Source organism: Paraburkholderia sp. RL17-380-BIE-A (assembly GCF_046028085.1).
GTDB lineage: Bacteria > Pseudomonadota > Gammaproteobacteria > Burkholderiales > Burkholderiaceae > Paraburkholderia.
In genome coordinates this window covers 78,394-104,226 of record NZ_JARESQ010000006.1, presented here as the reverse complement: position 1 = coordinate 104,226, position 25,833 = coordinate 78,394, and the positions used below count along the sequence as shown (strand labels likewise).

Genomic DNA, 25,833 nt, shown 5'->3' with positions numbered 1-25,833 from the left:
GATCAACGCTTTTCCGAGGCGCGGCCGATCTGTCCGCCGAAGCGTTTCAAGCCCAATCCGGCAGCCAACGCAATCACGGCAATACCGGTCAGAAAAAGCCCCGGGGCAGCCGCTGAACCCGTCTTGTGCAACAACTGGGTCACAACGAGCGGCGTGATGCCCGTGAAGATGACCGTAGCGAGATTGAGAGACAACGCGATGCCGCTAAAGCGCACGTTGGTCGGAAACAGATCCGCGAGCAGATAGGCATACGAACCGTTGACCAGCCCGCCGACAATGCCGATCACGACGAACGCGAAGACCGGATCGATTTCATGGGCGGCGATCAGCCGGTAGAACGGGTAACTGCCGAGCAGCATGAGGATCGAGCCGATGCGATGCCAATGACGCGAGGCCACCCGATCGCCGATCCAGGCAAAGAACAGCAGCGACGCCGACATCGTCGCAATGCCGACATTCTGGCCGGCGCTCGCCAGACCCGGCGAGATATGAAGCACCGTGGTCATATACGACGGCAACACCACGAACAGCAGACTGTTCGACGCATTCACGATACCCGCCACGCCGACGCCCACCGCCACCTGCTTCGGATACTCCGTCAGCACGACCCGGAACGGACGCTTGACCTTATGGCTGCGCAAGCGCTGAAATTCCGTCGATTCCTCGAGCGAGGTACGCAACCAGTACGAGACGAGCCCGATCACGCCGCCGAAAATAAATGCGATCCGCCAGCCGAACGACAACACGGCCTCAGCGCTCAAGCCCGCATGTAGCGCGAGGCTGATCAGCGTCGCCGTCAGCACACCCGAGTTCAGACAGAAAATGACGAGCCCGCTCACGAGACTCGCACGTTGCGGGATTTCCTCCACCACATAGGTGATCGAACAGGGCAATTCGCCCGCGAGGAAAAAACCTTGCGCGAGGCGCAGCAGAATCAGGAGCGCGGGCGCCATCACGCCGATCGACGTGTACCCGGGGATCAGTCCGATGCCGATAGTCGACGCCGACATCGCCAGCACGGAAACGAGAAACACCAGCCGCCGCCCGAAGCGGTCGCCGAGACTGCTGAGCACGATGCCGCCGAGCGGCCGCGACACATAGCCAATCGCGAACACGCCGAAGGTACTGATCAAGGAGGCGATCGGGTCCGCGGCCGGAAAGAACTGTCGCGCGATTTCACGGGCAAACACGCCGTAGATGATGAAGTCGTAAATCTCCAGCGAGCCGCCGAGGCTCGCGAGAATGACCGTCTTCCATCGGGTTTGGCGCGTCGGCTCATGCGCCGTCGCTGCCAGTTCTGCTGAGGCCATCGCGTTGTCTCCGTCGATCATTTGTCTTGTGTGCTGCAACGGCTATTGAGCCGGATCCTATTCGACCGGCACGGGCGTCGCCGCGGGTGTGCCGGTTCGCAGCGCTGCCTCCCGTCCGCCGAACGCGTCGACAAGACGCGCCTGATCCGCTTTCGCGAGCCGGTCCACGCCTTCAGGATCGAGCAGTTCCCGCAGACGCCGCTCGAACAGGTCTTTGACACCCGCGTAATCCGGCAACGCCGCGAGGTCGCGCAACTCCTGCGGATCGCGGCGCAGATCGAACAACTCGGGCGGCAAGCCGACGTAGTGATGGTATTTGTAGTCGGCATCCGCGAGCATATAGGCCGCCGTCTCCGAGCCGACGGCATGGTACTCGCTAAACGCAAGCCGCCCGGGTTGATCCGGCGCATTGGCCAGTTTTGCCAGCGACTCGCCGGGGCTGGTGTTGCCGGGTGCCGCGCAACCGGTGCGCTCCAGAATCGTATTCTGGATATCGATCAGCGACACCGGTGTTTCACACACCTTGCCTTTGGGAATACCGGGGCCCGCGACAATCATCGGCACGCCGGTCGACTCGCGATACATCAGGCATTTGTTCCACATGCCGCGCTTGCCGAGGTTATCGCCATGATCGCTGCTGTAGATGATCGTGGTCGTTTCGTCGAGACCGTTGGATTTCAGCGCTGCGAGAATCTTGCCGACCTGCGCGTCGAGGAACGTGACCAGGGCGAAATAACAGGCCATCGCAAGACGGCGCCGCCCGTCGCTTCCGATGGCGGCGTCATGGTCCATATGGACCGCCTGCCGTTCGACCCACGGGTGCCGCGCATAACCGCTGGACGGATGCAGCAACGGCAGTTCGATGTTGTCGGGATCGTAGAGATCGAGGAATTCCTGCGGCACCACCAGCGGGAAATGCGGCGCGACGAGGCCCGCGAACAGCACCCAGGGCTTCGAGTTGCCGCGCTGCTCGCCGAGCCATTCGACGGCCGTATCGGCCACGCGCATGTCGAAGCGGTTGTAGTTCGACAGGCCCGGACCGATCTTGTCGTAGAGGGGCGAGCGGCCCATGGTGTGCGGCAGCGGATTGCGCACGGAGCCCCAGACCTGGCCGATCCCATCGAGGATATGCACGGGATGATGCTGACGGCGGAACCCAACGGGCGCTGCGTCGCTCCGGTAATGCAGTTTGCCGATTGAGTCGGTCAACATGCCGCTCGCCGTCAGATATTGCGCCCAGCCCGGCGTGCCGCCGTCGTACGCGATGGCGTTATCCCAGCAGCGGATGTCGTGAACATAGCGCCCTGTCGCAAGGCTCGCACGCGCCGGCACACAGATCGGTGACGGCGTATAGGCGTTGCAAAAGCGCGTGCCGCGCGCAGCGAGCGAATCCAGATTGGGTGTGTGAATGAAGGGGTGGCCGGCACAGCCCATCAAGTTGTGCTGATGTTCGTCCGACAGAATGAACAGTATGTTCGTGGCATTCATGGTGGGTATGTCAGGGCGCGCTGTGAGTGCGGCTGTCTCCTGAGCTTGATGATGGTACGCGGACGCATGACAAGCAATTGACATTTTATCGAATGCGCATAACCATAAGTTATTCGCAATGAGGAGCGCCGTGGACCCGATCGAGCGTTTTTTTCAGGCCGGATTGAAACTGAGCCACCTAAGGCTGCTGACCTTGTTCGACAGTCTTGGCCAAATCCGGCTGGTTGCCGAAACGCTGAATGTGACGCAGCCCGCCATATCGAAACAGCTTGCCGAACTCGAGGCCGGCCTCGGCGTGTCGGTCATGACGCGGGTCGGCAACCGGCTTCAGTTGACGGCCGTCGGCGAGACGCTCACGAAGCGCGCGCGAGAGGTGTTCCATCAACTCGAGCAGGCACGCTACGAAGTGGACGCGCTCACTAGTGGCCTTTCCGGCAAAATTTCAGTGGGTGCGGTCGCCACTGTGCTGCCGGTGTTCGCGCCGGAGTTGATACTTGAGTTGAAGCGGCGCGCGCCACACGTCAATGTTGCGTTGCACGAAGCGACTAGCGACCGGCTCTTTCCCTTGCTCGCGAACGGCTCACTCGATTTCGTGTTGAGCCGCACCGAGCCGGTCGGATTCGGCAAAGGGGATTTTGCGTCGCGCGCGATCATGGACGACCCGATCGTGGTGGTGTGCGGGCGAGATCATCCGCTGGCGAGCCGCAGAAACGTCGTACCGGAAGACCTGGCCGGTTCGCCCTGGATCCTGCCGCCGAAGGAGGCTCCGACGTACCTCGCTTTGCAAAGCTGGCTGGCCCAGTCGGGACTCGCGTTTCCCGATGGCTGCGTTCAGTCTATTTCCTTGCCGACCAACGAGACCATGTTGGCGAACTACCCGTTTCTGGCGTTAATGCCGCTGGCCGTCGCGCGCAAGCGAGCAGGCCGTGCCGGTCTCGCCATCCTCGCCCTGCCTGGCGCGAGCTTTCTCGAGACCGTGCAATTGTTCTATAGCACTTCGTCTGTGAATTCCGTGTTGCCGGCCGCGCTGGAATGCGTCAACGCAGTTCAGGAGCGTCTATGCCGGTCGACAGCTGATTGACGTGAGCCGGTCCAATGGCCCGGAGCGAAAGACGGCTTACGAGTCGATCGCCAAGCCTGAACGGACGCCCGCCGATCGGCCCAATTAGGTCATTCGGTGATCGACAGACCTATGCGCAGAGCCTACGACGCTCCGAATGAAGCGATCAAAGCCGCGCCGTGTCGGGGGTGACGGTAACTCGATCACACCACCATTCAGTCTCCAGGCAAGCAAACTCTATACGACAGAAAGAACCGCAGGATCTCCAGAGCGCCAGACATTGTCGACCGTGTTCCGCGTGATGACCCAGACGTCACCCTCTCTTGCCAGTTCGACATCGTAGCGGTTCTTCATCAGATAGTGACGAGTGTGATCGTCCCGTGGGACATGCAGGGCTTCCACAAGTGCATCCAGGCGCGCCGTGTCACCGTTGATGGTGACGCGTGGGTTTGTCACGGAGTGCGTTGTATCCAGTGTCGCGAGAGAGGCAGTCAAGGCAGCAACGATAACTTCTCTGCCCTCGATGACCGGGTAGTCGAACCCGGCTTTAGCAGCGGCCGGGCGAAAGTCCGATACGGCGTTTTCTGCGAGAGAGGACGATAGAAGATTCCTGTCACGAAGGTCAATGCCAGCGGCGAAGCGGAAGAGGGCATCGACAGCCGCAAGCCTGTCCGCTGCGTCGCTAACAGGTGCGATCAGCCTTCGGATCTCGGCGACGTAGGCGCGCCGCGTATGCGGCGATCGGACGGTGCGTTCTGCCAGGAAGGCCATGACGGCGGCACCGTCATCCGGGACGGCAAAGCTGTTGGTCGCGCGGTCGCGGTTCGCGAACCTGCCCGTCCTTTTCAGCCAGGGATCGTTCCCGAACGACTCCAGCGTTGATGTGGTGGTGACAAATAAAGCGTAAGGTGACCGGTAGAACGGCCTTATGCTTCATTTGTCAATCACCTCACGCACCGAAACCCCGCATACACATACTGATAATGCGGCTGAAACCAGTTGCGGAAAGTCGGCCGCAACATGCACTGCGCGGTGCGCGCCGAGCCGCCTTTGATCACAAAATGCTGGCCGTCGAAGAAGTTAGCGGAATAGCCCAGATAAAACGAAAACGCTTCGAACCCGGGCAGGGCGTCGAACACCGTCGAGGTCCACTCCCAGCCATTACCGAATTGACCTTCGACACCGAATGCGCTGACGTTATCCGGATACGCGTCCACCGGTTGCGGGTTCCAACTGCGAAAATCGAAATTGCCCGACGCGGCGTGCGGGGCGCCGTGTGCGGCACGCTGCCATTGCGCCTCGGTGGGGAGCGCCTTGCCTGCCCAGCGGGCGTAAGCGCTGGCTTCGGCGTGGCTCACGTACGCGGGCCAGTCGAGCGGCAATGGGACTTCGTCGAACATGGTGCGTAGCATCCACGCGCCGCCTTCGCTATCTTCGCCGTGAGCGCGCCGCGACCAGCAGGCGGGATGCTCGATGTGCTCGGCCTCCCGCCACGCCCAATCCTTTTGCGACCACCATTTCGGCTCGCGATAGCCGCCTGCCTCGATGAACTCGCGAAACGCGCCGTTCGTCACCATGTAGCGATCGATCTCGAAGGCGGGCACGTCGACACGTATTTCGCCGAACTCGTTGTCCCAGCCGAAGCGGCCGCCTTCGCGCGCCATACCCAGCACCGTCGCGCCGGCCGGCACGCTCACCATCGACGACAGCGCGTCCCGTTCTCGGCCGCGCGTCAAGACGGGCTCGCGCAGTTCGGTGACCTTCTGCGCAAGCGGCAACTGATGGAGCATGTACGCCAGCGTCTCGGCGTGCATCAACCGGTGCTCGATGGCGACATTCAGCAATTGCCCGGCGGTCGCGGTTTGTGTGTCGTCGCGGCCGGGTTGCGCGGCGTGCGTCAGCGCATCCAGCTCGCGGTCGATCTGCTCGCGCGCGCGCAAGCCGTAGCCGCGAACGGTGTCGAGCGACGGCCAGTCGCTGGGCTGATCGGTTGGAAAACCGCCATCGACAGGGTCGATGCCGAAGGCAAAAAGCTGGTCGAGCTGCGGATCGAACGCGGGCAGATCGCACAGGCGCTGATCGAGCAGATTACGATCGAAAGCTTCCAGATGGCCGATGTAAAACACGATCCGGTGGCGTTCACGGATCGGGCGTTCATACAAAAACTCGGGTTTGACGATGGAAAACAGTGCGTCGGTGACTTGACGCGCTTCGATCAGACGCTGAACGAGCGGGTGATGCGGGGCGGGGTCGCGATTCATTTCGCCGGGTCTCCTTGCGGGGGACGGACTAAAGACTGTACCCGCTCGCAGGAGCCATGCCAAGACGAAAGCGCGTTAAAAGAAGTGGGCGTGGAGCATCGGCTGGGCTCCTGGCGGCAGGCTAGACCCGCCGCAGACCTTCCAGATCGACGATCCGTATGTGCTTGCCCTGTGTGTCGATCAGGCCGCGCTTTTGAAATCTTGACAGGGTCCGGCTCACGGTTTCAAGCGTCATGCCGAGGTAGCTGCCCATGTCTTCGCGTGTCATGCGCAGATTGAATTCCGCCGACGAATACCCCCGCTGTGCATTGCGCTCTGACACGTCGAGCAGGAATGCGGCGACCCGTTCGTCCGCCGAGAGCGAGCCGAGCACCATCATCTGCGCTGCTTCGCGCACGATCTGCTCCCCGAGCAGTTTGTGCATGCGTTCCTGCATCGAACTGATTTCTCGGCATAGCGACTTGAGTGCGGTGTAGGGCACGATGCACACGGTGCTGTCTTCGAGAGCGACGGCGCTGCAGGCATGCACGTCGTTGCTGATGCCGTCGAGGCCGAGCGCTTCGCCGGCGAGCCGCAGACCCGTGACCTGTTCGCGGCCACCGCGGTGCGCCATGATGGTTTTCATCGAACCGGAACGCACCGCGTAAATATTGTCGAAACGGTCCCCGCTGCGATACAGCGCCTCACCTCGCGGTACGGAGCGCGCGGAGCATATGAGCGTTTCGAGTTTCGCGAGTTCGTCGGGCGACAGGCCGTGAGGCATACAGAGTTGCCGCATGGCGCAACTCGAACAGCGCGCAGTGGTGCGCGTGCTTGCCCTTGACGACACCGCACGGCGGCTGCCGCGCGTCGGCAATGCGCTAGCGGCGGACGCGGTGGATTCAGCAGTTCCGTCGGAGCGCGTAACAGCAGTAGGAGTGAGCATGTTCTGCAGCCAATGGTCAGGTATAGAAGGATTGTCCCACCGGCCACACTGCCTGCTTCGCGACAAAATGACGCGTTCAGGAAGTTAGGTATCTTGATCGATATCGCTGGCGGCGATTCTGATGGAACTGCTATAAGCAATGAGCGGTGAGGCCCTGCTCGCGCTCTTGCACGAGGTCGTGCGTTGAAGCTCGGGCGCACGAGCAGCGAATACGCCGCGTGCATGGCGCGCCGTTGCATTCAGTCTGCGTCGCCGGTCTTGCCTGCGGCGGATGGAACCAGTAGCACGGGCAAGCTCGCCTGGCGCACGCAGCGTTCGGCGACACTGCCGAGAATCAGGCGTTGAAAGCCGCGCCGTCCGTGCGTGCCCATCACCAGCAGATCGGCCTTGAAATGGGCGGCGGCTTTGAGCACTACCGTTGCCACATCATCGAGCGACGACGCCTCGCCTACCACCAGCTCGCCCTTCACGCCGTGTTCGATCATGGTCTTGGCGAATTCAGCGCCGAGTTCCTTGCCCTCTTCGACGAGACGGTTTCGCAATACGGAGGGATCGTAGCCGGGCGCTTCGAAATAAAGCGGCGTGTTTTCGACGACATAGAACGGCCGCAAGATTGCGCCGTTGGATTTGGCGAGCGCGAGCGCTGCTTCGAACGCACGGCGCGAGGTATTGCTGCCGTCGACCGCTACAAGGATGCGTGTGTACATATCGACTCCGTGTCTCGAGGAACTGAATGCCGCTGCCGTTTCGATTGGCTGGGGCGATTGCCACGTTGATTGGCACTTCATTGCCAACGAAAGCTTAAATGGTCGCTGAAGAACATGCACTCAACCTGGATGTAAATCAAACTCTTGTCAAATTTTGCGTCGAGGTGTCTTGCCGGATAAGCGCCGGGCGGCCGGCACCTGTGGCATTCGCCGCACTTCGGACCGCATGGACGTGATCAGACCAGCGCCGGGTTTGCCTTACAATTGGAGCCTACTCAGACAAGCTGCCGCAGCCCGCCGATGAACGAGCGCAAAACGAAGGGTTTGCCCGACAGAATCTACGGCGACATCCTCAACCGCATTGTCGAAGGCGAGTACAAGGAAGGGGAGCGCTTGCCAACCGAGCATGCGTTGGCCGAACGTTTTGCCACATCACGGCCAACGGTGCGCGAGGCGCTGGCGCGCTTGCGGGCCGACGGCATCATCGCGACGCGGCACGGATCGGGGACAACGGTCGCGCGTCGCCCGGACCCCGACGTGCGCCGCTTCGCCCCACTCGAAACGCTGTCCGACATACGCCGCTGCTATGAATTCCGCATCGTCACCGAAGCGGGCGCGGCGGAGCAGGCGGCGCTCAAAGCCGATGCCGACGACATGGCTGCCATCCAGCATGCATGGGACCAGTTGGAGCGGATCATCGAAACGCAGGGTATCGGCGCCCAGGACGACTTCATGTTCCACCTCGCGGTGGCGCGTGCGTCGAAGAACCCGTTTTTCATCACGGTCATGTCGTTCATCGAAGAGCAGATCCTCTTCAGCATGAACCTGTCGCGCAATCTTTCGCTGGTGAAGACGGTAGAGCGGCAGCGACTCGTGCAGGCGGAGCATAAGGCGGTGCTCGAAGCGATCCGCCGCAAGGACGGGCTGGCCGCCGGAAATGCGATGCGAGCGCATCTCGAGAACGCGCTCGACCGAATGTTCGGCTCCTGAGTCTCCCTCGCTCCGTCGCCGAACCGTTGGGCCGAAGCGCCATGGCGCCGGCGGGTCGAGGCGAGCCCGACAAGGCCCGGCCCGGCGCCGGTGCCGCTCCGCCCGCTGCGGCGAAATGGCGGCGCAGCAACTGCGGTGCAGCAGCTAGGCAGCGACGGCGATCGGCCCGAACAACGCGGTACGGGTCTTCGGACTCACCGCGATATCCAGCGCCACGGCCCGCTCCACGCCGATCTGCAACGGCGACCCAAGCCGGCTGATTTCGATGCCAGTCTTGCGCAGCAACCGCTCGATCGGCGTGGTGGTGACCGTGACATAACGCGTAATGCCCATCTGGTCGGCGAATGTCACCAGTTCGTGAATCGCCTGCATGGTGACGTCCGCAAAGCCAAACGATTGCTCCTCGCCGCCGGTTTCGATCGCGAACCGGCTCAATTCCCAGATATGCCGCCCAACCGGCGCCGCCGCGCCGTGGAGCAATTGCGGGAAAGTGTCCTTCAGCATATTCGGCCCTTCGGTCGGCATCAGGCGCCAACAGCCGCGCACCTGCCTGTTGTCGCCCTGGATCAGCATGTAATGCGGCCCGAGCGCGTCATAGCCGTCGATTTCCATGCCGGCGATTGTCGGGATATCCCACCCGAGCCGCCCGTGAAATACCCGGGCGCGCAGCCGGTACATCTCGTTGATGTCCTCGTTATCGAATTCCTGACGCATTCCAATCCGGATTGCTGTTTGCATGACGTTCTCCTGAACGTGTTGGGGTACCCAATACGCAAGAAAACTTATGCATTTTGAATCGTTCCGCCACCTACCTACCTGGATAGGTGTGCATGCTTATCGGGTAAAGCAGAATTCGAGACAAGCACTTGCCCTCAACCGACAGGACACGAAAATGGAACTTCTCGAAAATCATTGGCAGCCGCAAACCGGCCTTCAAACGCGCCCGGCAGAGCCTTCCACGGCGGTTGACCGGGTTCTGATCATTGCTTACCGCAAAAAGAAAAAAGAGAGTCAGCGCCGTTTCTGGGCCCGCTTCGGTGTGACGCAGTCGCGTGGCAGCCGTTTCGAGTCGGGTGCCGAAATCCCGGCGCCGGTCGCCATCCTGCTCGGCCTGTATTTCACCAAAACCGTGTCCGACGCCGATCTGGGCCGAGCCGAGCGCGTGCTTTACAGCCGTGACGCCGCCTTGCTCAACCCGGGTCAATAAGCCCGAGCTGGGCTGCGATTACGGCCGCCGCGCGCCGCGAATTCACACCGAACTTCGTTCTGATGTTCTTCATGTGGAAGTTCACCACGGCTTCCGAACAGTTCAGGATGTGGGATATTTCCCACGTGGATTTGCCGCGTGCGGTCCATTTCAGGCATTCGCGTTCACGCGGCGTCAATTTGGGCAATAAGGTCTGGGCGTGCGTATTCAAATGCCGCTGGCTGGTATCAATGACGAGATCACGCAGCAGTACCAGATTCGGCAATGCCACGTTGATATGACGCCAGAACTCGTCGTTGGGATTGCTGTCATTGACGAAGCAAATCATGCCGGCTTCCTGGTTCGGTCCATGAATCGGCAATGTCACGCCGGCGCGCAGTCCGTGCGCACGCGCTTCCTCGTACATGGAAAGCTGCGGCGCGGTCGTGAAAATATCCGGTGACCAGATCAGCGGCGCCGCGCGTGTCGCGCAATGCGACACGGTCGGATCGATATGGACCAGTCCCTGCTCGTCATATGTACGGCGCCATACGGGCGCGTACGTGCTACGCACATAGGCGTCTTCGAGGCGGATCGTCGGGCGCGGCAGCATGGCGATCAGCAGCTTGTCGAACCCCCACGTCTCCGCAAGACCCGAGATTGCACCGAACCATTCCGCTTCGTCGGCGGCGTTCAGTAGCGGTGCCATCTCCTCGATAAAATGTAGCGGCAATTTTTACTCTCTCAGGCTCGCAAACATCCCGTTGCGGTTAACTGCGGTCGGCATTCCGTCCGGTGGTTTTTTATCTGCACAATCTATCACTAAAATTTAATTTGCAAAGCCGGAATGATTTCTAACAAAAAGGTTAAGGCCGCACTTTGGCGATCAGTGAGTTGCCTGTTTTGCCGCGATTTTATGCGCTAATTAACATTTGCCGGCTGTTAATGGCGCTAAATGTCTCGCAACAGCGTTTTGATGCCAATCGTTGGCAACTTTATTGTGAAACGATTCTAATTGGCGATCCTTGCCAAAATATCAGTCATAATCGCACTAATTGCCGAAATCGACCGGCATTGCCAGCCGATTGCCGCAGCATGCGTTCCCCACCGGCTCTATTGTCATACAAAAGAGAGGCAGAGTAATCTGCGATCTTCGCAAGCAATACAGGGAATTCGCGAGGCTCGCGTTGGAGCACGAATTCGCGCAAGCCAACCCCTACTTGAACCGCCAGCATGACCGACAACAGCCGACGCTATCCCGATCCTTCCATCCGTCAGTTCGATCCGCGCTTCAAGCCGCTGATTCTCGCTTCCGCCTCCGTCGAGTGTTTGTATCAAGGCGCGCGCTGGTCCGAGGGGCCGGTCTGGTTCGGCGACGGACGTTATCTGCTGTGGAGCGACATTCCGAACGACCGGATCCTGCGTTGGGACGAACCGAGCGGCACGGTGTCGACGTTTCGCCAGTCGTCGAACAACGCCAATGGGCATACGCGCGACCGGCAAGGCCGCCTCGTCAGTTGCGAACATCTGACGCGCCGCGTCACGCGCACGGAATACGACGGCTCGATCACCGTGCTCGCCGATCGGTATCGCGGCAAGCGCTTCAATTCGCCGAACGACGTGATCGTGAAATCGGACGGGTCGATCTGGTTCAGCGATCCGACCTTCGGTATCGACGGTTTCTACGAGGGTGAGCGGCAGGAGTCCGAACTGCCGGCATGCGTGTACCGGGTCGACGGCCAAACCGGCGAAGTCTCCATGGTTGCCGACGACGTGTTGGGACCCAATGGCCTCGCGTTTTCGCCGGACGAGTCGGTCCTGTACATCGTCGAATCGCGCGGCGAGCCGCGCAAGATCCGCGCGTTCGACGTGGAAGGCGCCGGCACCGGCACCACGCTGACGAACAACCGGGTGTTGATCGACGCGGGTCCGGGTACGCCGGACGGCTTTCGCGTCGATATTCACGGCAATTTGTGGTGCGGCTGGGGCATGGGCACGGACGAACTCGACGGCGTACGCGTCTTCACACCGCAAGGCGAGCCGCTCGGCCATATCGCGTTGCCTGAACGTTGCGCGAACGTGTGTTTCGGCGGGCGACATCGCAACCGTCTGTTCATGGCTGCAAGCCACGGGCTTTATTCGCTGTATGTGAATACGCAAGGTGTGCAAGGCGGCTAGTTGTCTGGCAAGTTGTCGTCAGATTTCATGAATGGCTCCGGGTTTGCCCTTGGATGCCGCGCGCAAACCATTGAACGGCAAGGATTCAGCGCCAGAACTGTTATTTTCGGTAGCCGGAAGCTGCCGCGAGCATTTGCTTGACATCAGCTGTCCCGCTTCGCTATGTTCCATTGGTAGAAAGACACCGTCCGCAGCGCAACCGATCGGCGGACTTACATACCAAGAAGCGAGGAGACGCAATGACTGTTTCAGACAGGTTGGCGCTCAGGCTGGTGTCCGTATGTCTCGCGGCGAGCGCCGCTTTCGCATCTGCCGCGCACGCGGCCGATCCGGTCACGCTCAATATCGTCGACGTGGCCGGCGACCTTCAACTCACGCAAAAGGGCTTCGAGGCCTTCAAGGCGAAGTATCCGAACCTCGTCGCCAATCTCACCTTCACGAACGCGCCCGCTCCACAACTGCCCGGCAAAATCAAGGCGATGCAGGCCGCGGGCCGCTCCGATATCGATCTCGTGCTGACCGGCACCGACGCGCTCGCCGCCGGCATCGAACAGTCTCTGTGGATGAAGCTGCTGCCCGACAACGCAGCGGCGTTCCCCGGCGTGCTCGACAAATACGCGCCGGGCCCGCGCAAGATGCAGGATCTCGCGCAGGGTTTCGGGCTCGAGGTCGCCTATATGCCGGCCGGTCCGCTGCTCGAGTACAACCCCGCCAAAGTCAGCGATCCGCCGAAAACGCCTGAGCAATTGCTGCAATGGTGCAAGGCGCATCCGGACAAACTGATCTACGCACGGCCGGCGAATTCCGGTCCCGGCCGCACGTTTCTGATGGGCTTGCCCTACGTGCTCGGCGACAAGGATCCGCAGGATCCGATTCACGGCTGGGACAAGACGTGGGCCTTCCTCAAGCAACTGAACGATTGCATTCCTTACTACCCGGGCGGCACGTCGGCAGTGATGAAGGAACTTGGCGAGGGCACGCGCGACATGACCGTGACGGTCACAGGCTGGGACATCAATCCGCGCGCGCTCGGCATCGTGCCGGCCGAATTCCGCGTGCAAGCGTTCGACAACATGACGTGGGTGAACGACGCGCATTACATGGTGATTCCGAAAGGCGTGCCGAAGGAAAAGCTCGACGTGCTCTACAAGCTGATGAATTTCATGCTCGAGCCGGCGCAGCAGGCCATGACCTACGACGACGGTTATTTCTATCCTGGTCCCGCGATCAAGGGCGTGAGCGTCGAGCAGGCGCCCGCGCACAGCCAGGACGTGCTGAAGAAATACGGCCGGCCGGAATACGCGAAGCTACTCGCCGAGCGTCCGCATGCATTGCCGCTCAATGCCGCCGCGATGGTCGCAGCATTCAAGAAATGGGACACCGAGGTCGGCGCGCAGAAGACCAAATAGTCTGCGCGTGTGGCCATGCATGCATGGCGTTGCGATCCACGCGTGGTGCGTGACACGACGCGCCACGCGCATCAGGAAACCGCCATGAAGCATCACTTTGAGCAGTTGCGGCTCGATTCGGTGAGCCGCAGTTTCACGAATGCGGAAGGCCAGGCGGTTGCGGCGTTGCGCGGACTCGACCTGACGATCCGGCGCGGTGAGTTCATCGCGTTACTCGGGCCTTCGGGTTGCGGCAAATCGACGGCGCTGAATTGCATCGCCGGATTGCAGCCGTTGAGCGGCGGCGGCATCTGGCTCGACGACAAACGCATCGACGTGCTGCCGCCGGAGAAGCGCGGCTTCGGCATGGTGTTTCAGAACTACGCGCTATTTCCGCATATGAGCGTGCTGGACAATGTCGGCTTCGGGCTGAAAATGCGCGGCGTCGGCAAGAGCGACGCCACGCGCCGCGCGCGCGAAGCGTTGCAGCTCGTGCAACTGGTCGGACATGAACGCAAGCTGCCCGGACAATTATCCGGTGGCCAGCAGCAGCGTGTGGCGATTGCGCGCGCAATCGTGATCGAGCCGCCGCTGATCCTGATGGACGAACCGCTATCGAACCTCGATACCAGACTGCGGATCGAAATGCGCGCGGAGATTCGCCGCATTCATAGCCAGCTCGAACGCGCGACGCTCTACGTAACCCACGATCAGGACGAAGCGCTTTCCATGGCCGACCGCATTGTCGTGATGAAGGAGGGTGTGGTGCAACAGGTGGCCACGCCGAAAGAGGTCTATACGCGGCCGCAGAATCTGCATGTCGCGCGTTTCATGGGCTATCGCAACGTGGCCGAATTCGAACTCGAAGGCATGCAGGGCGAAGGCGTGCTGGTGAGTGCAAACGGTGTACGTTTGATCGGCATGCCAATGGCCGGTTTCAACAGCAAATGCGTGAGTGTCGCGCTGCGTCCCGAAGATATGGAACGCGCCGCGCCCGGCGCGGACAATGCCTTCGACGCGCTGGTGACTACCGTCGAATACGGTGGCCGCGATTCGTTGCTGCGGGTGAAGACCGCTTTCGGTGATATCTGGGCGCGCGTGGGCGGAGAATTCGCGGAGGGCGAGCGCATCAGCCTGCGTGTGCCGCCCTCGCGCACGCTAGTCTACGAGGCAGAGGCCGCATGAACACGCCCACGCTGTCGCCGCCGCTCGCGCCGCGCGACGCCAAGGCGTGGCTCGTCGCGCCGGCGTTGATCTTCATTGTCGCGTTGTTCATCTATCCGTTCGCGTATGGTCTGGTGCTGTCGTTCCGGCCGATGAACGGCGGCGGCCTTTGGGCCAACTATCTGGCGTTCTTCACCGACACGTCGATGTGGCCCACCATTCTCGTCACGCTCAAGCTCGCGGTGCCCGCCACGCTCATCAACGTGGGCGTTTCGGTGCCGGTGGCGTTTGCACTGCGGCGCTACTCGCGCTATCAGAAGCTGGTCACGACGCTGCTGGTGATTCCCGTGACTCTGGGCACGGTGTTGATCGCGGATGGCATGCTCACGTACTTCGGCCCGAACGGCTGGTTTCCGCAGGCGCTGCAGGGTCTGCATCTCTATACGCGCGAAGTGCGCCTCACGCATAACTTCTGGGGCGTGCTGATCTCGCTGATCGTGTCGGGTTTTCCGTTCGCGTTTCTGCTGACGCTCTCGTACGTAACCGGCATCGACCCGACGCTCGCGAGCGCGGCGGCGACACTCGGCGCCAGTCCGTGGCAGCAGTTTCGCCGCATCTATCTGCCGCTGCTCGTGCCGGGGCTGACGATGGCGGCGTGTCTGTCTTTCGTGCAGGCGTTTTCGGTGTTTCCTTCGGCGGTGCTACTCGGCGCGCCCGCCGGCCCGACCCGAGTCATGTCGATCGCCGCCGCCGAGGCTGCCTTCGAAAGCTACGATTATTCGCTGGCCTCCGCGATCGCGATGGTGATGGGCTTCGTACAGTTGGTGGTGGTTGCGGCGATGCTCGGCGCGCGCCGCTTCTTCTACAGCGGTCCGGTGACGGGAGGCAAAGGCTGATGACGACCGAGCATCGCGCGGCGCCGCGTTCGTGGCCGGCGTCGGCTTCGAAAGATCACGACGACGGCGCGCACGAACCGGATAAGCGTACCGGCCACAGCCGGCAGCGCACCAGCGTGCCGGGCCGCGTCTGGCGCGTGCTCGTATGGGGCGCGATGGTGTTCTTCCTCCTCAACGTGGTGCTGCTCATCGCGACCGTGGCGGTCAATTCGGTGGCGACGCGCTGGTTCGGCACCCTGTTGCCGCAAGGCTTCACGTTGCATTGGTATGCGCAGGCGTGGGGCGATTTTCAACTGGCGAGCGTGTTGTGGGTGACCGTCGAAGTGGTCGGCGCAGTCGTGCTGCTGTCGGTTCTGCTCGGCGTGCCGGCGGCCTATGCGCTTGCCCGCGTGCAATTTCCCGGCAAGCGCCTCGCGATGCTGATCTTCCTGTTGCCGTTGATGGTGCCGCCCGTCACGTATGGCATTCCGATGGCGACGGTCATGTACAAGGTCGGCCTTGCCGGCACGCTGAGCGGCGTGATCCTGGCGAACCTCGTGCCCGCATTGCCGTTCGTCATTCTCGTGATGACACCGTTCATCGAACAGATCGATCCCAATCTCGAAGCGGCGGCGCGCATTTTCGGCGCCAACACGTTCCGCTATTTCCGCTACGTGCTGCTGCCGCTGCTCGTGCCCGGCATGCTGGCGGCCGGCTTGCTGGTGCTCGTGCGGACCATCGGCATGTTCGAGCTGACATTTTTCACCGCGGGGCCCGCGACGCAAACGCTCGTGGTCGCGCTGTACTACGCTGTATTTTCGACCGGCGTGCGCGCGCCGCAGTCGATCGATGCGATGGCGATGATTTACATGGCGATCACGCTGATCTGGGTGCTGATCGCCCTGCAATTCGTGAGCCCGACGCAAATCGTGTCGCGCGTGAAGGAACAGAAGCGCTGAAGCAGACCCGAAAAAACGGGCGAAAAAGAAACGTGGAGTGGACATTGACGAAGAGAAAGCAACCCGAGGAACTGCGCAGTCACCGCTGGTACGGCGTGAACGATCTGCGCTCGTTCGGCCATCGCTCGCGCACCGCGCAGATGGGCTACAACCGCGAGGAATACGCCGGCAAACCGGTCATAGCAATTCTCAACACGTGGAGCGAGATCAACGCTTGCCACACCCATTTCAAACAGCGTGTCGAGGAAGTGAAGCGTGGCATCTGGCAGGCCGGCGGCTTTCCGGTCGAACTACCGGTGCAGACGCTCTCCGAACCCTTCCAGAAGCCGACTACGATGCTGTACCGCAACTTCCTCGCCATGGAAGCCGAAGAGACCCTGCGCTCCTATCCCGCCGATGGCGTCGTGCTGATGGGCGGTTGCGACAAGACCACCCCGGCGTTGCTGATGGGCGCGATCTCGATGGACCTGCCGGCCATCTTCCTGCCCGCCGGCCCGATGCTGCGCGGCAACTGGAACGGCGTGACGCTCGGCTCCGGCTCCGACTCGTGGAAGTATTGGGCCGAACTGCGCGCGGGCACGATCACGCAGGATGACTGGCAAGGCATCGAAGGCGGCATCGCGCGCTCGCCGGGGCACTGCATGACGATGGGCACCGCGTCGACCATGACGAGCGCGGCCGAAGCGCTCGGCTTCACGCTGCCCGGTTTCGCGTCGATCCCCGCCGCGGATTCCCGTCATGCGCAGATGGCGGCGAAAACCGGCATGCGCATTGTCGAGATGGTGTGGGAAGACCTCAAGCCTTCCGATCTCCTCACTGCCGGTTCCGTCGATAACGCGGTGACCACGTGCCTCGCGCTCTCCGGTTCGACCAACGCGATCGTGCATATGATCGCGCTGGCGCGCCGCGCGGGCATCGAGTTGACGCTCGATCGATACGACGACATTGCGCGCCGCACGCCGGTGCTGGCGAACATTCGTCCGACCGGCGCGTATCTGATGGAGGACTTTTTCTATGCGGGCGGTTTGCGCGCTTTGCTCGCGGAACTGGGTGAACTGATCGACCGATCGCAGCAAACCGTCAATGGCCGCACGCTCGGCGAGAATCTCGAAGGCGCGCAGATTTTCAACGACGAGGTGATTCGCCGCCGCGACAAGCCGCTTCTGCCCAACAGCAGCCTTGCGGTGCTACGCGGCAATATCGCGCCCGACGGCGCCGTGATCAAACCCGGCGCCGCCGAGCCGCATCTGCTCGTGCATACCGGCCGCGCGGTGGTGTTCGCGGATTACAACGACATGGCCGCGCGCATCGACGACGAGATGCTCGACATCGACGAGAACTGCGTGATCGTGCTTCAGCATGCCGGGCCGGTCGGGGCGCCGGGCATGCCTGAATGGGGGCAATTGCCTATACCGCGGAAGTTGCTGCAAAAAGGCGTGCGCGATATGGTGCGGATCTCGGACGCGCGCATGAGCGGGACGAGTTACGGCGCGTGCGTGCTGCATGTGGCGCCGGAGTCATTCATCGGCGGGCCGTTTGCGCTGATTGAGAGCGGCGACATGATCGAACTCGACGTTCCGCAACGCAGACTCAACCTGTTGGTGACGGACGAGGAACTGGCGCGGCGCAAGGCCGCGTGGGTCAAACCGGCGCCGCGCTTTACGCGCGGCTACGGCGCACTGCATCAGGCGCACGTGATGCAGGCGAATCAAGGTTGTGACTTCGATTTCCTGCAGCGCGGCGGCGCGCATGCAGCGCCGGAGCCGGACGCCGCGGGCGAGCCGGAGATTCACTGAGTTTATCGAGGGCCGTCGAGAGCGTGACGTAGCCGCCGCAGAGTGGCGACAACACTGAGAGGGGCGCGCGATGCGGCCGGGCCGCCTCGCGCGAATCCTTGCGTCAATATCCCACGCGATACACGCGGCCGGTTTGCGCGCCTTCCACACTGCGCAGATAGGCCATCGCCGCACGTTGCGCCGTAACCGGATCGAAGCCGCGGAAGTAGGGCGCATAAGCGTCCATCGCTTCCGTGAGCACGGTCGGGCTCACCACGTTGATGCGAATGCCACGCGGCAATTCGATCGCCGCGCCGCGCACGAAACCTTCGAGTGCCAGATTCACGGTGGTCGCGCTCGCGCCCTGCAGAATCGGCTCGTCGCCGATGATGCCGCTCGTCAGCGTGAACGAGCCGCCGTCGTTCACATATTGCTGGGCGGCGAGCACCACGTTGATCTGCCCCATCAGCTTGTCGCGCAACCCGACCCAGAACTGTTCGACGCTCATGTCGGGCAGCGGACCGAAATGCACTTTGCCGGTCGTGGTGACGACGCCGTCCACTTTGCCGATCTCGCGAAAGAGCCGCTCGACGCTCGCCGGGTCGGTGCTGTCGACCTGATATTGGCCGCGCGTCGCGCCGACTTCGATCACCTCATGGCGCGCCTTCAGTTCTGCGCTGACTGCCTGGCCCAACGTGCCCGTGGCGCCGATCACGACGATTTTTTTCATCTCATGCTCCGTTGAGGGTTAACGTCCTGTCGATTGTGCCGGCACTCGTCAGAGGGAAAAAGACTCGCCAGCGCGCAGGTCCTGCAACCCGGAGTTTCTAATCACAGTAAAAAGCGCGCATCGTGAATCAAACGATGCGCGCTTCGCAATATACGGATTAATCGGGGCCGCCGTCGAAATTCAAACGGCGACGATAAATAGAGACGCAACGCGAATGTTTTATTTCACCCGATGTAATTCGATCAGCCGGGTAGGCCGCAGATGATTCAGGGCGTAATGAATGCGGCCGCGTTCCTGACGGCTGCCGGCCGGGCGCGGATCGTCGAATTGATGATCCGCCGAATACGCGCCCTGGGGCTCGACCATGCCTTTGTCGATGACCGTATAGCCCGGCTCGAGCGCGAGCAGCAGATGATTGCCGCCAACCCGGCTGTCAAAGCCGGCCATACCGTCGTGCGCCTCGGGCACGCTGTTCGAAAGGGTGGCATTGCTGGTGGTGATCTCGTCGGGCGAGATCGGGCTGTGGCCTGCTATGCGCGCGGCTTCGAGATTCTTGCCGTCGGTGTCGACGGTGCTGTCATGTGTGCGGTCGTTGTGCAGTTCCGTCGAGTTCGTGCCGCTGCTGGCCGCGGGTTGAGTCGAATCTGCTGGCTTGTTGATATCGCTGTTCATCATGCATTCTCCTTTAAAGAGGACATGGTGTGACGTGCAGCAAAACCCGTTCCGCCTCGCACAAACCCTCATTTACTTGCGCACGCACCGCGCTTTTGCCGCAGTGGCGTGACAGGGTATTCCGCTGGCGATTGCGTCCGCTATTCTTTTCGTTTTTTTTAATGGACGCGTATTTTCTACAGAGTATGATCTTACTCCGACGAGCGAAGCGCGGTTAAATTCACGACACAGGGCACGGCTGTTTTTTCACAGTCGGCAGCCCGTCTGCGCGCTACTCAAAACATTCTACGGGGCCGTCAGGGCGGGTGACACATGCACTTCGATGCTGCATTCACACATCGCGGCTATTTGTTGAATTGCGCGCCTGCGCGCGCGGGAGATGGTACTTGGCAACCTTACGTGGTCATCTCCCGTTCGAGCGACGGCGAACTGGTCGCCAATCGTTTCTTCCCCACCGACTTGCGCTTTCCTGACGAAGCGGGCGCCATTGCCCATGCGCGCGATTGGGCAGTGCGCTGGATCGATGCGAGCAGCGTGACCATCTGAGCAGCGCCTGCGCCTGCACGTCATGGGCCGTATCTCATGACCCGCGTGTCGTGCTCGCGCTCGCGCGGTGCTGCGCGAGCCGCGGGAAAACGCGGTAATCTCTTGGCATAATCACTTCGAACCGTGCTCATCGCACGGCGCTGTCCTTTATGCCTAACGTGCCTTCCCAGAACTGGGGCCTCGAACAGATCGTCGCGGACCTGCGCGCGTCGCGTGAAGAATTGCATCGCACGCGGCATCCGCTCGGCATTCGCGAACTGCCTTCGCGCGAAGCGGTCGTCAATATCGTCGCCGGCCTGCGCGCCGCGCTCTTTCCCACGCATTACGGCGCGCCTGATCTGACTGACGAAACCGTCGACTACTACGTCGGCCACACGCTTGAAAGCACGTTGCGGCTGCTCGCGGAACAGATTCGCCGCGCCTTGCGGTTCTTGCCCGAGTTCGGCGAAACACCGGATGCGGATCTGCAAGCGCGTGCGTTCGACGTGGCGCGTGAATTCGGCACGCAATTGCCAGGCATTCGCGCGCTGCTGGTCAGCGACATACAGGCAGCTTTCACCGGCGATCCGGCTGCACAGCACATCACCGAAATTCTGCTCTGCTATCCGGGCGTGTGGGCGATGACACATCATCGGCTCGCCCATGCGTTGCATCGCCTGGGTGTGCCGTTGCTGGCGAGGTTCATCAACGAGATCGCGCACTCGGCAACCGGCATTGACATTCACCCGGGCGCGACTATCGGGCCGAGTTTCTTTATCGACCACGGCACGGGTGTCGTGATCGGCGAGACCGCGATCATCGGCGAACGCGTACGGGTGTATCAGGCCGTGACCCTAGGTGCGAAGAGTTTCGCCGCGGACCTCGACGGCACGTTGATCAAGGGCAATGCACGCCATCCGATCGTCGAGGACGACGTGGTGATTTATGCCGGCGCGACGATCCTCGGGCGCGTGACGATCGGGCGTGGCTCGGTGATCGGCGGCAACGTGTGGCTCACGCACAGCGTTCCGCCGGGCAGCAGCGTGTCCCAAGGCAAGATTCGCGAAGGCGAGCGGACCGACGAGGGGCGGCAGTGATACGCGGCCCGGCTGGCGAGCCGTGGCGTGCCCTGACGCGCGAACTTCACGTTAGCGGCTGAGAAGCGACCATGCCGCACGGCCGCGTTCACATGCCTCGCTGCGCAATTGCGGGCGTCGAAGCGACGGTCGCTGAAACGGCGCATGCGTTTCCACGTCATTCGCACGACCGCTTCGGCGTTGGCGTGATCGTCAGCGGCGGGCATCGGTCGGCGAGCGGACGCGGCCTCGTCGAAGCGCGAGCCAACGACGCGATCATGGTCAACCCCGGCGAAGTCCACGACGGCAGTCCGCTCGACGAGCGCGGGCGCGCATGGCGCATGTTGTATTTCGAACCGGCCATGCTCATCGGCGCCGCGGCCGAACTGACGGGCACGGCGGCGCGCGAAATCGAACTCACGCAGCCGGTGGCGCACGATCCCTTGCTGAAGCGTTGGTTCGAGCGGCTTTTCGCCGTCGCGGTGGAGGCGCGATCCGTGCAGGACGAGCTGATGCGCGAGGAGGCGTTGCTCGACCTGTTCGGCCATCTGGTTCGCGTGCATGCCACGCAGCCCGCACGCGCACGGTCGACTGACGCATGGGGGCCGATTGCGCGCGCGAAAGCACGCATCGACGACGATCCATCCTCTCCGCTCACGCTGGCCGATCTCGCGGCCGATGCCGGCATGAGCCGATTCCAGTTGTTGCGAGGCTTCGCGCATGAGACGGGGCTGCCGCCGCACGCGTACCGAATGCAGCGTCGCGTGGCACTCGCGAGGCACTGCATCGCGCAGGGCGCAGCGCTTGCCGATGCAGCCGCCGCAGCGGGCTTTGCCGATCAGAGCCACATGACACGAGCGTTCGTGCGCCTGCTCGGCGTGACGCCCGCGAACTTCGCCGCAGCGTTGCGCTGACGTTTATCCGATTCTCAAATGCTGCAGCAGAGAAACGCCATGTACGCCGTGCAACCAGACGTGCTGCCCGACAAACCACGCCGCCGCCCACGAAGCCGCCACCACGATCAGATCGCAGTGCCCGCTATTCCAAAGATTCAACGAATGCCTGCCGGCGACCCAGGGCACGCCTAGCGGATTCGGCCAATCGGCAAACAGATGCATCAGGCCGCCGCAGGCGAATCCGAACGCCGGCGCGGCATAGACCGAATGCCCGAGCCAGTGGTACGACATGGCGAGCAACGCGAGCCATCCCACGCCCCAATGCGTGAGCGTGCGATGCGTGATCCACAAACGCCGGGCGCGCGACCACCACGCCACTTCGAGCCAGTCCGGCGCCGTACTCCCGGCCACGCCGGTGATGAAACTCAACAGCACCCCAAGATGAAATGAACCGCCGCCGCCGATGCGCGCGACGATCGCCGCCGCGATGACGCCGGCTGCAAAACCGGTAGCGTGATGTGCCTTGCTGGATGCCATCGAGACTCGCGGCGCAGCGCCGCGTAAAAGACAAAGGGCGGCTATGTTCGCAGATGCGCGGATAAAAAAATAGCCGACACGCGAGTTAAAAAAATCGCGTATCGGCGTGGCGTTCGAGACGTGCGCGTTTGACCGAAGCTCAGGTCGCGCAGCGTGCAATGTCGAAGCGCATTTCCGGTTCCGGTGGATCGTCCGGAGCGTTCGCCGGATGCATCACCTTGATGACGGATCCTGCGTGCGACGGCGTCAGCGTGACGAAATACGAGTTGTTCGAATCCGAGCCGACCGCGATCTCCGTCGTGCCGCCCACGCGCGACGTGCGCATGCGTGACAAACGGCTTTCAAGACAATCGGCTATGTCGGCAGGAGCGCGTGATGAAGACACGTAGATCATCGGCAGGGACGCGTCGCGGGCGGGGCCGCTGGATGAGCCGCAGCCGGCCAGAACAGCAAGCGTGGCAGCAGCGGGGACAAGCAGGAGAAGTCTTTTCATGGTCCGGTCGTCGGCGTCCCCGGTCGTATGCGGGAACTTGGGGCGCGGGCGAAGCGCAGCGCGATTGAACGCAACGTGATGCTTCGCGACGAAGCTACCGTTCAGCCGCAACGACACGCAGGTGTGACGGCAAGGAAGGCAGCCGGGCTCAGTATACCCACCGGGTGCGCGCGCCGTCACTAGTCATAGCCGCCTGCATTGTGTCCAAACGTAAGGCCATGAAAAAACCCGCGACGTGATCGTGCCACGCGCGGGTTGACTGCGCAGCGAATCGGTAGACTCGCTGCGCACAGACCACTGAAAAGGCTTAGAAGCGGTGACGCAGGCCGACTGCCGCCGCCACCTGATTGCCGGTCGACGAGGGCGCCAGCGTGTTGATCGCCGCGACGTTCGAGCCGAAGTTGCCGAGCTCGCCCGAAGCATGCTGGTACACGCCTTCCACGTACACGTCGGTGCGCTTGCTCAGCGCGTAGTCGCCTTGCAGCGACACCGTGTGCCACTTCGGATCGCCCGAGCCGTTCGAGCCGGACATCTTGCCGTCGGTGAACGTGTACGACGCCGCAAGGCTCAGTGCCGGCGTCAGTGCATAGCGGCCGTTCACTTCGTAGTTGTCCATATGCAGGTTGGTGCCTGCGACGCCAGGCAAGGTCGTGCCACCGACGTCCACGCCGCTGATGCCGTCCAGTTGCGTGTGCGTGTAGACGAAGCCGACCGTTGCCGGGCCGTACGTATAGTTGATGCCCGCGCCGTACGTGCGTTGCAGATCGGCCGCGACTGCTGCGGTTCCGTCGCCTTGCGACACAGCACCGCTCAGGTTCGAGCTGCCCGACTTGTTCAATTGCAGGTAAGCCGCGGCAAAGCTCAGCGGACCGTTGTCGTAAGAAGCACCCACGCTCCATGCGCGGTTGTTCGAGAACTCGCCGGACGCGTTGCTGAAGCCGTACAGGCCGCCGAACTTGAGGCCCGCGTAATTCGCGCTCGTGTACTTCACGGCGTTCTTGATCGAGAACGAGTTGTCCAGATTGTCGTTGTCGAGCGGGTGAGCCGCGAGGTTGTTGCCGTAACCCGCGCCGGCTGCGGACAGCGGTGCCAGGTAGTCGACCACGGAGTCGTATTGACGGCCAAGCGTCAGCGCGCCGTACTTATCGCTCTGCAGACCGACGAAGGCCTGGCGATTGAACATCGTGTTGTTCTCCGAGTACTTGCCGTTGTTCAGGTTGAAGCCGCTTTCCAACGTGAAGATGGCGTGCAGACCGCCGCCCAGATCTTCATTGCCGCGCAGGCCGAAGTACGTGTCCGATGCCACGCCGCTGCCTTGTTGCCAGTTGCTGTGGCCGCCCTGGTTGTTCGAGTACACGATACCGGCGTCCAGCGTGCCGTACAACGTCACGCTGCTCTGCGCGTGGGCGGTGATGGCAACCGCGCCCAGGAGGCCTGCTGCGATGAGGGGTTTTTTCATGGTTAGATAGCTCCGAAACAGTGCGTAGAGAATCGCATCCCAGTGCTTACCGCCGATTACGCCGGCTGCCTGACGATCCGGGGCGAAGTGTAGTCCCGTTATTCCTATCTTAAATTGCAAATGACACAACAATTAGTTTTGAAATTCGTAATAGATGGCTGTTAATTGGATAAGTGCGGATAAATAAAGAAGAAACATGTCGGGTGAGAAATGCACTCTGCCCATGTCAATACCAAAGATGTTGTCAGACTGCGACGCCACGTCGCAGACCATGAGCAGCAAGGGTTGGCTTTATTTAGAGATACATTGGGATTTATTCTGTTTTCTGCAACGTACTCTTCCATTTCATGTGCTCTATCCTCGCGAATTAGGGTTATACAATTCGGCTCACCCCTTGACCAAGGGTGTCTTTTTCATCTTTTAATACGCGGCTCAAGGGCCGCGTTTTTTTATGGTTTTTATAATTGGCTTATAGCTTCCGCGAATAGCGGCATTGATGATTACCATTGGCGATTGCATGGTCCGGGCTTGTCCGTTCGTCAGAGGGCGGCGTTCGCCGCGTGTGAGGCGGGTAGAATTGCGTGCCCGAGAATGTTTCCGCCCCGCGAACGTGAGTGAACCTGCAATGACCGATACACCCCTTCCATCGTCCGACTCCCCTGAAGATTTCACGACGGAAGGCTCGTCCGAACTGGGCGAAACCGTGCACGAAGCACGCCTGTGGCGCGACGACGGTTGGACCGCGCGCGTCATCAAGAATGAAGACGACGAAGGCTGGGCCGTCGAAATGATCAAGGACGGCGAAGCGGAACCCGCCCTCGTCGGACCGTGGACGATGGGCCGCAACAAGAAAGATCCGAAGCCGCTGGACACGTCCGCGTTCAACACGCTGGTCAAGACGGCGTCTGAAGTGCTGCGCCGTCATGAGCAGCAACTGCGCGCGCAGCTGCATAAGGAAGTGCGGGTGGCGAGCGCGGATGGCAACGACGAACTCGACATCACGCTCGACATCGTTCCCGACGAAGACGAACCGTACGCCGTGCTGACCGCGCTCGACACCTTCGGCGAGCAGCTCGCGCAAGTGCAGGTCGCGCCCAATTTCAAGCTCAGCAAGGCGAGCGCCGCGGCGTGGGTCGAGAACGAGTTTCGCCGGCCGGGTTAGAAACCGGTCGCGCGTGA

At 61.8% G+C, this 25,833-nt stretch carries 26 protein-coding genes; 13 read left to right on the top strand and 13 right to left on the bottom strand.

Features of this window, described 5'->3' with window-relative positions:
- Positions 1-2 precede the first annotated feature (2 nt).
- A complete protein-coding gene (locus P0D68_RS12105) occupies positions 3-1,310 on the bottom strand; it encodes an MFS transporter (RefSeq protein ID WP_408293809.1) in 1,308 nt (435 codons plus the stop codon).
- A gap of 57 nt (positions 1,311-1,367) precedes the next feature.
- A complete protein-coding gene (locus tag P0D68_RS12100) occupies positions 1,368-2,798 on the bottom strand; it encodes a sulfatase family protein (protein ID WP_408184328.1) in 1,431 nt (476 codons plus the stop codon).
- A gap of 130 nt (positions 2,799-2,928) precedes the next feature.
- On the opposite strand from P0D68_RS12100, the gene P0D68_RS12095 reads away from it, so the two are divergent.
- The gene (locus tag P0D68_RS12095; RefSeq protein WP_408293805.1) at positions 2,929-3,879 is read left to right on the top strand and encodes a LysR family transcriptional regulator; all 951 of its coding nucleotides are present in this window, start codon (positions 2,929-2,931) and stop codon (positions 3,877-3,879) included.
- 216 nt (positions 3,880-4,095) lie between these two features.
- Here P0D68_RS12095 and P0D68_RS12090 read toward each other — a convergent pair whose 3' ends face one another.
- The 4 genes from P0D68_RS12090 to P0D68_RS12075 all read right to left on the bottom strand — a co-directional run bounded on the left by P0D68_RS12090 (position 4,096) and on the right by P0D68_RS12075 (position 7,751).
- Entirely contained in the window at positions 4,096-4,629 is a 534-nt protein-coding gene (locus tag P0D68_RS12090) for a nuclear transport factor 2 family protein (protein ID WP_408293802.1), read from the bottom strand.
- A 173-nt stretch (positions 4,630-4,802) separates the two neighbouring features.
- Positions 4,803-6,119, bottom strand: a complete 1,317-nt coding sequence (locus P0D68_RS12085) for an SUMF1/EgtB/PvdO family nonheme iron enzyme (RefSeq protein ID WP_408293799.1) — start codon at positions 6,117-6,119, stop codon at positions 4,803-4,805.
- A 121-nt stretch (positions 6,120-6,240) separates the two neighbouring features.
- Positions 6,241-7,044 carry a helix-turn-helix domain-containing protein gene (locus tag P0D68_RS12080; RefSeq protein WP_408184324.1) on the bottom strand — a complete coding sequence of 268 codons (804 nt, stop codon included), beginning with the start codon at positions 7,042-7,044 and terminating at the stop codon, positions 6,241-6,243.
- Between the two features lie 239 nt (positions 7,045-7,283).
- Positions 7,284-7,751 (bottom strand): universal stress protein, encoded by a 468-nt coding sequence (locus tag P0D68_RS12075; RefSeq protein WP_091806619.1) that lies wholly within the window; start codon positions 7,749-7,751, stop codon positions 7,284-7,286.
- 300 nt (positions 7,752-8,051) lie between these two features.
- On the opposite strand from P0D68_RS12075, the gene P0D68_RS12070 reads away from it, so the two are divergent.
- Positions 8,052-8,741 carry a FadR/GntR family transcriptional regulator gene (locus tag P0D68_RS12070; protein ID WP_091806624.1) on the top strand — a complete coding sequence of 230 codons (690 nt, stop codon included), beginning with the start codon at positions 8,052-8,054 and terminating at the stop codon, positions 8,739-8,741.
- A gap of 144 nt (positions 8,742-8,885) precedes the next feature.
- Here the strand turns inward: P0D68_RS12070 and P0D68_RS12065 are convergent, their stop codons facing one another.
- Positions 8,886-9,479: an acyl-homoserine-lactone synthase gene (locus tag P0D68_RS12065; protein WP_091806628.1), complete on the bottom strand. Its 594-nt coding sequence runs from the start codon at positions 9,477-9,479 to the stop codon at positions 8,886-8,888.
- Between the two features lie 154 nt (positions 9,480-9,633).
- Here P0D68_RS12065 and P0D68_RS12060 point away from each other — a divergent pair, with 154 nt between their 5' ends.
- Entirely contained in the window at positions 9,634-9,948 is a 315-nt protein-coding gene (locus P0D68_RS12060) for a helix-turn-helix domain-containing protein (protein WP_091806631.1), read from the top strand.
- Here P0D68_RS12060 and P0D68_RS12055 read toward each other — a convergent pair.
- Complete coding sequence (locus tag P0D68_RS12055; protein WP_091806633.1) at positions 9,932-10,636, bottom strand: helix-turn-helix transcriptional regulator; 705 nt, start codon at positions 10,634-10,636, stop codon at positions 9,932-9,934. The genes P0D68_RS12060 and P0D68_RS12055 overlap by 17 nt on opposite strands.
- Before the next feature lie 524 nt (positions 10,637-11,160).
- Between P0D68_RS12055 and P0D68_RS12050 the strand changes: the two genes are divergently transcribed.
- The 6 genes from P0D68_RS12050 (at position 11,161) to araD (ending at position 18,287) form a co-directional block, all read left to right on the top strand.
- Positions 11,161-12,105 carry an SMP-30/gluconolactonase/LRE family protein gene (locus P0D68_RS12050; RefSeq protein WP_408293794.1) on the top strand — a complete coding sequence of 315 codons (945 nt, stop codon included), beginning with the start codon at positions 11,161-11,163 and terminating at the stop codon, positions 12,103-12,105.
- Between the two features lie 239 nt (positions 12,106-12,344).
- Positions 12,345-13,514: an extracellular solute-binding protein gene (locus P0D68_RS12045; RefSeq protein WP_091806641.1), complete on the top strand. Its 1,170-nt coding sequence runs from the start codon at positions 12,345-12,347 to the stop codon at positions 13,512-13,514.
- 84 nt (positions 13,515-13,598) lie between these two features.
- Positions 13,599-14,678, top strand: a complete 1,080-nt coding sequence (locus P0D68_RS12040) for an ABC transporter ATP-binding protein (protein WP_408293791.1) — start codon at positions 13,599-13,601, stop codon at positions 14,676-14,678.
- A complete protein-coding gene (locus P0D68_RS12035) occupies positions 14,675-15,553 on the top strand; it encodes an ABC transporter permease (RefSeq protein WP_408184317.1) in 879 nt (292 codons plus the stop codon). Before P0D68_RS12040 ends, P0D68_RS12035 begins: the two co-directional genes overlap by 4 nt.
- Complete coding sequence (locus P0D68_RS12030; RefSeq protein WP_408293787.1) at positions 15,553-16,491, top strand: ABC transporter permease; 939 nt, start codon at positions 15,553-15,555, stop codon at positions 16,489-16,491. Before P0D68_RS12035 ends, P0D68_RS12030 begins: the two co-directional genes overlap by 1 nt.
- Before the next feature lie 44 nt (positions 16,492-16,535).
- Positions 16,536-18,287, top strand: a complete 1,752-nt coding sequence (araD, locus tag P0D68_RS12025; protein WP_408293784.1) for an L-arabinonate dehydratase — start codon at positions 16,536-16,538, stop codon at positions 18,285-18,287.
- A 103-nt stretch (positions 18,288-18,390) separates the two neighbouring features.
- Here araD and P0D68_RS12020 read toward each other — a convergent pair whose 3' ends face one another.
- Both P0D68_RS12020 and P0D68_RS12015 read right to left on the bottom strand, forming a co-directional pair.
- Positions 18,391-18,996: a short chain dehydrogenase gene (locus P0D68_RS12020; RefSeq protein WP_408293781.1), complete on the bottom strand. Its 606-nt coding sequence runs from the start codon at positions 18,994-18,996 to the stop codon at positions 18,391-18,393.
- 219 nt (positions 18,997-19,215) lie between these two features.
- Positions 19,216-19,668 (bottom strand): DUF3005 domain-containing protein, encoded by a 453-nt coding sequence (locus tag P0D68_RS12015; RefSeq protein ID WP_408294413.1) that lies wholly within the window; start codon positions 19,666-19,668, stop codon positions 19,216-19,218.
- Positions 19,669-19,980: 312 nt separating this feature from the next.
- Between P0D68_RS12015 and P0D68_RS12010 the strand changes: the two genes are divergently transcribed.
- The 3 genes from P0D68_RS12010 to P0D68_RS12000 all read left to right on the top strand — a co-directional run bounded on the left by P0D68_RS12010 (position 19,981) and on the right by P0D68_RS12000 (position 22,183).
- Complete coding sequence (locus P0D68_RS12010) at positions 19,981-20,214, top strand: hypothetical protein (RefSeq protein WP_091806656.1); 234 nt, start codon at positions 19,981-19,983, stop codon at positions 20,212-20,214.
- 149 nt (positions 20,215-20,363) lie between these two features.
- Positions 20,364-21,290: a serine O-acetyltransferase EpsC gene (epsC, locus tag P0D68_RS12005; protein WP_091806657.1), complete on the top strand. Its 927-nt coding sequence runs from the start codon at positions 20,364-20,366 to the stop codon at positions 21,288-21,290.
- Positions 21,291-21,361: 71 nt separating this feature from the next.
- A complete protein-coding gene (locus tag P0D68_RS12000; protein ID WP_408293776.1) occupies positions 21,362-22,183 on the top strand; it encodes an AraC family transcriptional regulator in 822 nt (273 codons plus the stop codon).
- 3 nt (positions 22,184-22,186) lie between these two features.
- Here the strand turns inward: P0D68_RS12000 and P0D68_RS11995 are convergent, their stop codons facing one another.
- From P0D68_RS11995 to P0D68_RS11985, 3 genes are all read right to left on the bottom strand, one after another.
- Positions 22,187-22,702, bottom strand: coding sequence for a metal-dependent hydrolase (locus P0D68_RS11995; protein WP_408293774.1), 516 nt, complete (start codon positions 22,700-22,702; stop codon positions 22,187-22,189).
- A gap of 139 nt (positions 22,703-22,841) precedes the next feature.
- On the bottom strand, positions 22,842-23,312 hold the full coding sequence (locus tag P0D68_RS11990) for a hypothetical protein (RefSeq protein ID WP_408184353.1): 471 nt from the start codon (positions 23,310-23,312) through the stop codon (positions 22,842-22,844).
- 190 nt (positions 23,313-23,502) lie between these two features.
- Entirely contained in the window at positions 23,503-24,654 is a 1,152-nt protein-coding gene (locus P0D68_RS11985; protein WP_408293771.1) for a porin, read from the bottom strand.
- Between the two features lie 625 nt (positions 24,655-25,279).
- Between P0D68_RS11985 and P0D68_RS11980 the strand changes: the two genes are divergently transcribed.
- Positions 25,280-25,816 (top strand): hypothetical protein, encoded by a 537-nt coding sequence (locus P0D68_RS11980; RefSeq protein WP_091806669.1) that lies wholly within the window; start codon positions 25,280-25,282, stop codon positions 25,814-25,816.
- The last annotated feature ends 17 nt before the right edge of the window (positions 25,817-25,833 follow it).